This window comes from Bifidobacterium catulorum, from assembly GCF_003129925.1.
Taxonomy (GTDB): Bacteria; Actinomycetota; Actinomycetes; order Actinomycetales; family Bifidobacteriaceae; genus Galliscardovia; species Galliscardovia catulorum.
On the sequence record NZ_QFFN01000054.1, the window covers coordinates 1 to 9,093 of the forward strand.

At 62.0% G+C, this 9,093-nt stretch carries 6 protein-coding genes and 1 pseudogene; 1 reads left to right on the plus strand and 6 read right to left on the minus strand.

The window, feature by feature from the left end; translation table 11 throughout:
• The 3 genes and pseudogenes from DF200_RS10135 to DF200_RS10145 all read right to left on the minus strand — a co-directional run.
• Positions 1-383 (minus strand): annotated as a pseudogene (locus DF200_RS10135) (fuconate dehydratase); the annotation flags it as partial.
• A gap of 248 nt (positions 384-631) precedes the next feature.
• Positions 632-1,999 carry an alpha-L-fucosidase gene (locus DF200_RS10140; protein ID WP_109138153.1) on the minus strand — a complete coding sequence of 456 codons (1,368 nt, stop codon included), beginning with the start codon at positions 1,997-1,999 and terminating at the stop codon, positions 632-634.
• Positions 2,000-2,085: 86 nt separating this feature from the next.
• Positions 2,086-3,303, minus strand: coding sequence for an MFS transporter (locus DF200_RS10145; protein WP_109138154.1), 1,218 nt, complete (start codon positions 3,301-3,303; stop codon positions 2,086-2,088).
• A gap of 410 nt (positions 3,304-3,713) precedes the next feature.
• Here DF200_RS10145 and DF200_RS10150 point away from each other — a divergent pair, with 410 nt between their 5' ends.
• Entirely contained in the window at positions 3,714-4,730 is a 1,017-nt protein-coding gene (locus DF200_RS10150; protein ID WP_109138155.1) for a LacI family DNA-binding transcriptional regulator, read from the plus strand.
• A gap of 10 nt (positions 4,731-4,740) precedes the next feature.
• Here DF200_RS10150 and DF200_RS10155 read toward each other — a convergent pair whose 3' ends face one another.
• The 3 genes from DF200_RS10155 to DF200_RS10165 all read right to left on the minus strand — a co-directional run bounded on the left by DF200_RS10155 (position 4,741) and on the right by DF200_RS10165 (position 8,921).
• Entirely contained in the window at positions 4,741-5,550 is an 810-nt protein-coding gene (locus DF200_RS10155; RefSeq protein WP_241520232.1) for a copper homeostasis protein CutC, read from the minus strand.
• 40 nt (positions 5,551-5,590) lie between these two features.
• The gene (locus DF200_RS10160; protein ID WP_109138157.1) at positions 5,591-7,612 is read right to left on the minus strand and encodes a beta-galactosidase trimerization domain-containing protein; all 2,022 of its coding nucleotides are present in this window, start codon (positions 7,610-7,612) and stop codon (positions 5,591-5,593) included.
• 97 nt (positions 7,613-7,709) lie between these two features.
• Positions 7,710-8,921: an MFS transporter gene (locus tag DF200_RS10165; protein WP_109138158.1), complete on the minus strand. Its 1,212-nt coding sequence runs from the start codon at positions 8,919-8,921 to the stop codon at positions 7,710-7,712.
• Between the last annotated feature and the right edge of the window lie 172 nt (positions 8,922-9,093).

Consider the following 9,093-nt stretch of genomic DNA (forward strand, 5'->3'; position numbering starts at 1 on the left):
ATGTATCGGAAGTCCAACGTCGAGACCAGCTCCTCCGGCTCCATCTCCGCCAGCAGACGCCACAACGGCTTTCCCGCGCGCTTGGCCTTGATGTCCCACAAGGCGGACAATACGGCCCCGATGGCCATATGCTCCACACCCTTCTCCGGACCAAGCCAACGCAGCTGGGAATCATGCACGAACAGATCCCACGCCCGCTTCATGTCGTCCAGCAGCGGCTCGACCTCCATGCCGACCAGACGATCACCCATCGACTCGATCGCCTTGCACACCACGTCGTTGCCCCGGCCGATCGTGAACACGAAACCCACACCCTTGATACCGTCATCCGCATCCGTACGCACCTCCACATACGCCGACGAATAATCCGGATCCGGATTCATCGCATCCGAACCCGACAACGTCGACGACGTCGGAAAACGAAAATCAAACACCTTAATATTGGTGAATCTACTCATCACAGGCTCCTTTGCCACACATCAATAGCGTTGTTCATTGTAAAGAATACTGCAATATTCAGAAAGTTTCAATTTTAATATAGAAATTTTCTGCCTTATGCGTATGCATATGCCAAGGTGCCGTATCCGACGACTCAGCTGCACATCGAATACGGCACCTTCAGCTCAATCCGTCAGTGACGGGCGAAGCGCACGACCTGCGGGCCCGCGACGTCGGAGGCCGGCACCTCGGCGACCAGCGCATCGCCATCGACGTCGACCGCGACCGGTGCGCCGCCAAGCGTAGCCGCCGAACCGGCATCCACCACAGACGGGTCGATCGGCAGCGTCATGCGGCCGGAGGCGTCGATAAGGGCGTAGACGCTCCGGTCGTCGCCCGTCCAGCGGATCCACGGCTGCGAATCGTCGGAGCCGTCGGCACCCTCGCCGGAAGGCCTCGCACCCGCCACCGGATCGACGTCATGCACGCTCGGCGAATTCGTCGCCATCCAGTCGGCCATTCCCTCAAGGCACTTGCGCTGCAGCTCCGGAATACGGCCCGCGGCATCCGGGCCGATGTCGAGCAGCAGGTTGCCGCCCAGGGAGACGGCATCGACCAGCAGCTTCACCGCCTCGGCACCGGTCATGTAGGAGTCCGCGTCCTCCATCTGGTTGTAGCCGAAGGAGTATCCGATGCCGCGGGTCATCTCCCACATGCCCTTGCCCATGAGCTCCTTGCCCTGCTCGTATTCCACGGTGCGGAAGTCCCAATGGGTCAGGCCCCAACGGTCGTTGACCACGCCGTCCGGCACCACGTCATAGTAGTGCTCGAACAGGCGGGCGACGCTGAAGTCGTTGTCCTCCTCGGAGATCTTCGGCACGTCGATGTCGCCCCACAGGATGGACGGCCGGTACTTGTCGATGAGGTCCATCACGTGGGAGTACATGTACCGCGCATACGATTCGCTCTGCGGCACGTAGTCGGCGGCATCGCCGAGAATCGGCATGTTCGGCTCCTTGTGCCAATCGAGGCCCGAGGAATAGTACACGCCGAACTTCAGCCCCTTGGCGCGCATCGCGTCCGCGAACGCCCCGACCAGATCGCGGTGGGGACCGCGGTCCACGGTGTTCCAGCCCTCGTTGTCCGGCGCCTTCCACAGGGTGATGCCCTCGTGGTGCTTCGTCGTCGGCACGAAGTATCTGGCGCCGGCGCGCGCGAACAGGTCGGCCATGTCGTCGGGGTCGAACGCCTCGGCCTTCCACATGTCGATGAAGTCCTCATACGGCATATCGCCGTAGACCTCCCTCTGATGCTCTGCCGCGGGCGAGCCCTCGATGCTCATCGTGTTCCAATACCATTCCGCATATGGGTTGTGCGTGTTCCAATACAGCGGGTCGTCGAACGTGCCCAGCGCGCCGATGGGCTGGGCCCACGCCGGCACCGAATACGAACCCCAATGGGCGAAGATGCCGAGGCCGGCGCCTTTGAACCATTCGGGCGTGTCGTGCACGAACTTCTCGTACATCTTGGGACGCTGCGGATTCACCATGAACAGGACCATGTCGTAACTCCTTTGTTTGTCTGCCTGTCTGTTGTGTCGTCGTGGATATATGACGCTATGGATATATGACGCCGTGGATATCGGAATCACACCGTGAGCTTCTTGTCCAGTTTGAGCGTGACCAGCTCGATGACCACCATCACGAAGTACAGCGCGCCGCCGACGATGATCGCGAAGCCGGCGGAATCGTTGCCGAAGATGCGGGCCGTCAGCGCGAAGAAGTACGGCGAGATCAGATAGCCGATGTTGATGCCGATGATCACGATGGATGTGGTGAGGTTCATCGAATGCGCCGGCGAGTAGTCCACGAAGCGCGCGGTCAGCGCGGGGTTGATGATGCCCCATGCGAAGCCGGCGACGAGCACCAGCGCGAACATCAAAGGCACGTTCTTCGTCAACGCCGTGGCGATGAAGCAGACGCCGATGATCACTTCGGAGATGGTCACCGTCATGCGCTTGGTCACGTTGGCGATCTTGTCGAAGACCACGCCGGAGAGGATGGTGGCGACGATGAGGAAGCTGAAGATCAGTGTGGCGAGGGACGCCGAGCCGATGCCCTCGTCGACCACGTAGCTGGCCAGTTTGATGGCCATGACGTTGTAGATCATGGAGACCACGAGGAAGATGAACGCCAGCCACAGCACCTGCCAGTTCGTCGTCTGCTTCTGCGAGGCGGACTTGTCCACCATGTGGCCTTCGTCGTCCACGACGGCGCTGCGGATGCTGAAGTTGTCGAACTCCTTGGGGATGAACATGCCGACGAGCACCATCGGAATGAGCAGCAGGAAGAAGATGAGATACGTGGACTGCCAGCTGATGGTGATGAGCAGGCTGGCGATGAACAGCAGCACCGCGTCGCCGAGATTGCCGACCGCCTGCCGCCATCCCAGCAGCTTCCGTTGCATGTCGCCGTCGTACAGGTCGGTGATGTAGGAGACGCTGAGCGTGACGAACAGCGCCGAACCGAATCCGAAGAACATGCGCGATATGAGGATCGGCCAGTAATACGGGAAGAACGCCGGGATCACGCCGGCGATGGCCGAGATGAGGAATCCCGCCATCGCGATCTTCTTACGGCCGATCACATTGGCGAAGATTCCCGTCAACGCCGTGCCGACCATGGTGCCGATGGTCGGCACGGTCGTCAGCAGCTCGACGTTGGCCGTGGAATAGTCGGAGAACGCCTCCTTCATCGCGGGTATGGTACCGCTGATCGCGTTGCTGGCGGACATCAGCAGCGACATCGACAGCACGCCGACCACGAGGGTCCTGGATTTCAACGCCTTGGCAACATCTAACGCCATCGTTGACCTCTTTTCTGGGAACATGGCCGCGCGGACTGCGTCGTCCACGGACCATAGGGGCCGTCCGGTCGCCGTCGATCGAACGGTATGACGAGGATTTGTCTGAATACTGCATGGTGGCGGGCCACCGGGACAAGAACCGGGTCCCATCGCGTCCTGCCGACGTTGTCTTCGACGTCGGCCTCACCGGTGACGGGGCATCGACGGCGGCGGGTGCCAACAACATCGAATCATCGATGCCCCGTCGCCATCGTCTCGATTCTTTATGTAAAGAACGTTGACTTCAGAATAACACCGCGGTTGGAAAATCGTAAACAATTCTTGGAATTTTTTTATCTCGTCAACGTCCGTTTTTCCCTGCGTGCGGGGCGACGCCGGTACCATGAAAAGGACGAGACGAAGGAGCGCCCATGACGACGTACAGCAATCGCAAACCCAGGATCAGCGAAATAGCACAGCTCGCCGGCGTCTCGACCTCGACGGTCTCCAAGGTCATCAACGGGCGCAGCGGCATATCCCCCAAAACCAGAACGCAAGTGGAGAACGCCCTCACCCGGCTCGGCTACACCAAGCCGCTGGTCAGCACCAAGGTCTCCCGAACCATAGAGATCATCGCCGAATACATCGAAAACAACGGCACCATCGAACTCATCCGCCACGCATCCGTCTGGGGCAAAAGGTTCCAGCTCGGCATCACGGTGAACCAGAACAATCCCGGCGAGCCGTTGAACGACTGCCTGAGGCAGATCATCAGCCGCAATCCCTCGGGCGTCATCATCCAGCAGCTGTCGAAGCTGTCGGACGAGGACCGCGGCCTGCTGGATTCCCGCGACATCCCCTGGGTCCTCGTCGACCCGGTCGACGTGCCGGAACCCGACGTCAACACCATATCGGTCGACAACTGGACCGGCGGATTCCGGGCCACGCAGCACCTCATCGAACAGGGACACACCCGCATCGGGGCGATCAGCGGACTCAAGCGGACGCAGTCGGCGATAGCCCGGTTCAGCGGCTATCTCGCGGCACTGCGGCAGGCGGGAATCGACTACGATCCCGCCATCACCCGGGAAAGCGACTACCGGTCGGAGGGCGGATACCGGGCGGCATGTTCCCTGCTGGACATGACGAACCCGCCGACGGCGATATTCTCATGCAACGACCTGACGGCGGTCAACGTGTACAAGGCGGCCGGCGAGCGCGGACTGTCGGTGCCGGAAGATCTTTCCGTGGTCGGATTCGACGACGTATACCCCTCCGCGTATCTCAATCCGCCGCTGACCACCGTCGAGCAGCCATTCGACGCCATCGCCGAGGCGGCGATACGCATGATCATGGATATTCGCGCAGGCCGGGACACGGATCGTCATATCACGCTGCCGACGCAACTGGTGGTGCGTGGCAGCGTGGCCGCGCCACGGAACGGGTGACTCGCGGCCGTCAAGCGGACCGCGGAGCATTGCGAAGACCACGCACCGCGTCGACCGCGGCGGCGACGATGCGTTCGTCGGTGCGCTCGATCATGGCATCGCCTCCGCCGCCGGGCCCGCCAGCGGAACGCACCATGGTCTTCGCCGAAAGATGCAGGGCGTCCACACCTGACGCGGCCACATGGGCGAAATCGGCGGGTTTGAGGCCCCCGCCGGCCATGATCTGGATGCGCCCGGCCGCCTGTTCGACCAGTTCCGCAAGCGCCGGAACGCCGGCGGGGGCGTTGGAAGCCCCGCCGGACGTCAGGATTCTGGTGAATCCCAGGGAAATCAGCGACTCCAAGGACTCACGACGGTCATCGACGACGTCGAACGCCCTATGGAACGTCACATCGGCATCGGCGATTCCCAGATTCGCCGATTCCTCCCTCACGGTTTCCATGAGTCGTTTGGCGAATTCCGTGTCGATGGAACCGTCGGGGGCCAGTCCTCCGACAACCACGCCGGATGCCCCGGCCTCCAACGCCGGGCGGATATCCGCCAACTGCGCGGCCTTGTCGTCGTCATCGTAGACGAAGTCGCCGCCGCGCGGTCGGACGAGCACATGCACGCCCAGACGGGGGGCGGCCTCGGCGCACAGCCGGATCATGCCACAGCTGGGGGTGAGGCCGCCGGTGGGGCCGAGGGCCGAGCACAGTTCGATGCGGTCGGCCCCGGCCTGTTCGGCGATACGCGCGCCGCGGACGTCCTGCACGGCGATCTCCAGCACGGGTCGGGCGGAATCGGGACGGTCGAGGCCGGCGTCGTATCGCATTGTCATTGCTCCCCTGTCTGTCTGCTTGATCTGGCTGTCCGATCGTCTACTTGAGCGCAATCTCGACGACCTCATAGCCGTCGATCTTCGGGATGGACAGCGTGAGGTAGCCGTCGGACACCTCGTACCGGGACGGGTCGATGATCTCGCCGGAGCGCACGGCGGTGACCGACTTCACCTCGGCGTCGCCGACCTTCACCCGTACCTGCTGATCGTACAGCGGCACCTTCTCGTCGATGGTGTAGAGGTTGACGGCCTGCTTCTTGCACGGGTAGTACAGGCAGTGCAGCAGCAGCGAATTGCGGTCGGCGGACTTGCGTAGCTGCAGTTCCAGCGAGCTTACCTGCCCCTCGCCGGTCTTCTCGACGAGACGGTCCGGCAGCAGCAGATCGAGCGCGTCGGCGAAGATGTCCTTGACCCACAGCGGCGCGTAGTCGCGGTAGATGCGGAACAGCGGATGCGAGAAGTACACGACGTCGCCGTGGCGCACGGCGGCCGGGAAGCCCGTCACGCCGGTGGACGGCGCATGCTGGTGCGAGCAGAAGGTCTTGCCCTCGCGGTTGAAGTACGGCTGCACGGAGTCGAGCAGCACCTCGGCGTCGACCGGTTCCACGCGGGCGCCGCGCTCGTACATCACCAGCTCCTCCTTGGGGAAGGCCTTGCCGATGACGTCGTTCGGCATGATGAAGTCGCGGTCCCAGTAGGATTCGCCCAGCATGGACGTGCCGTAGAGCTCGTTGACGGCGTCCCCGCCGTTGTCCATCGACATGTAGGTGCCGATGACCTTGCCGCCGGCCTTGACGTAGGCGTCCAGTTTGGCGGAGAGCTCCTCGGTGGCGACGATCTCGTCGGGAAGGACGATGAGGCGGTAGCGGCCGAAGTCCATGTCGGGATCGATGATGTCGAACTGGCATCCGAGTTCGGTGAGCATGCGGTTGGCGCCGATCAGCGATTCGGAAAGATGGGATTCCATGTTCCATTCGCGTTCCGGGGTCATCACGGCGATGTCGACCATGTCTTCGGTGCCCTGCGTCACCGGTTCCAGCGCCTCGACCTGGCCGTACACCTTGCCGATCAGGTCGTAGGCGGCGTCGGAGAGCTTGCCGCTGGGGTGCAGCTGGTCTCCGATGGAGCATCCGGCGCCCATGGTGAGCATCTGGAAGCACTCGTATTCGAGGGCGTTGATGTTCTTCAGCGAGTGGAAATCACCCCAGTAGGTGTGGAACTTGCCGGTCATGCCGATGACGTGCTTGCCCAGGTTGCGCACGTATTTCATCACGATGGGGAAGTTGTCGTAGCCCCATGTGCCGCCGGGCAGGCTTTCGATCTCCAGATGGGAGTAGGTGTCGAGCGAGGCCTTGTTCGACGGGCCGATGTGCGAGCCGTTGAAGAAGATGGTGGCGCCGGGCACGCGGCGTGCGAGCAGGTCGCGGCACTCGCGCTTGAACTCGTCGAGCAGCACGGCGCAGTAGGCCTCGCGCTGGCGGACGTCGGTGTGGTCGAATCCGTGGCGCTTCATCTGCACCTGGCAGCGCGGGCAGTCGCACGGCACGAGGAAGAAGATGTCGAGGAACAGGCCGTCGATGCGGTCGGGGCCGAGGGTGTCGATGATGTCGTTGATGTGGTCGAGCAGGTATGCGCGATAGTTGCTGTTCAGGCACAGCGAATCGTAGAAGTTCGGCTTGGGCACCATCGGCTGCCCGCTGATCGGATTGCCGTCGGGGTCGAGCGCGAGCCATTCGGGATGGTTGAGGGCGCTGTATTCGTCCCATTCGACGGTGGTGTAGATCGGCACGCGGATGCCGCGCCTGTGGCAGGCGTCGATCTGTTCGATGAGCAGATTATGGTTCCTGAGATGCGGATGCAGCAGTTCCGGATGGCGCTTGGACGGGTAGAACAGGTAGCCGTGGTGGTCGCGCGCGAAGCAGGTGATCGAGTTGATGTGCGCCTTCTCCAGCCGGTCGGCGAACGCCTCGGCGTCGAAGTCCGCGGCCACGTCGTCGATGTACGGGCTGGTGTGGAAGTCCAGATGGACCTGGCGGTCGTGGGGATGGTCGTTGGTCGTCATCGGTAACTCCTTTGTCTGTTGACGAATATCGAACGATTATCGTATGGACGGGTATTAGCAATCGGACCGGCCGTGTTCCGGCCGGTCCGTGGGATGATCAGATGGTCAGCTGCTTGTCCGCCTTGACCGTGATGAGGTCGATGGCCGCGACCACCAGGTAGAGAACGCCGCCGATGATGATGGCGAGCGCCGGGGAGTCGTTGCCGAACAGGTGCGCGAACATCGCGAAGAAGTACGGCGAGATGAGGAAGCCGATGTTGATGGTGATGACGATGATCGACGTGCTGAGGTTCATCGAGTTGGCCGGCGAGACATCGACCAGTCGGGAGGTCAGGGCCGGGTTGATGATGCCCCAGGCGAAGCCGCCGAGCAGCACGAGGGCCATGAGCACGGGCACGTTGTGCACGAAGGCGACGGCGACGTAGCACACGCCGATCACGATCTCGAAGATGAAGACGGTGAGGCGCTTGGTGATCTTCGAGATCTTCTCGAACAGGATGCCGGAGAAGATGGCGGCGAGCACGAGGAAGCTGAAGATCCAGGTGGCGGTCGCGGCGGTGCCGATGCCGTTGGTGACGACGTAGCTGGCGAACTTCAGGGCGATGACGTTGTAGAACATCGAGATCAGCATGAAGACGACGGCCAGGAAGATGACCTTCCAGTTGGTGGACGGGCGGGCCGAGGTCTCGGCCGCGTGGATGTGGCCCTCCTCGTCGACGGAGCTGCTCTTGATGTTGAAGTTGTCGAATTCCTTCGGCACGAACAGCGTGATGAGCACGACGGGGACGAGCAGCACGAGGAAGACCAGGTACGTGGCGTTCCAGCTGATGGTGATGAGCAGGCCGGCTATGAAGAGCATGACGGTGTCACCGAGGTTGCTGGCGGCCTGACGGTAGCCCAGCAGGCTGCGCTGGCGGTCGCCTTCGTACAGGTCGGTGATGTAGGAGACGCTCAACGGGTTGAAGACGCCCATGCCGACGCCGAACATGAAGCGCGAGATGAGGATGGGCCAGTATTCGGGGAAGAAGGTGGGCAGGATGCCGGCGATGCAGGCGATGAGCAGGCCGGAGAGCACGGACTTCTTCTTGCCGAGGTAGTTCGAGAAGACGCCGGTGAGCACGGTGCCCACCATGACGCCTGCGGTCGGGATCGTGGTCAGCAGCTCGACGTTCGCCTTCGAGACGTTGGAGAACGCCTCCTCCATGGCGGGAATAGTGCCACTGATCGCGTTACTGGCCGAAAGCAGGAACGACATCGATAGGACGCCGACCATCAACCTCTTGGATTTCAGTGTTTTTTCGATATCCATGACTATCCTTTCGGCTCTTCGGGTGTTTGTGTGGGTGTGGATCACTGGTCCGGCCTGCTGGTTATTGGCGTCCGGGGAGTTGTAGGTCGAGTCCGCCGCATTTGAGCATGACGAGGCTGATGAGGTTGTCGAGGTTGCGGTAGCCGTAGCCGATCTTGATGGTGGTCTTGAT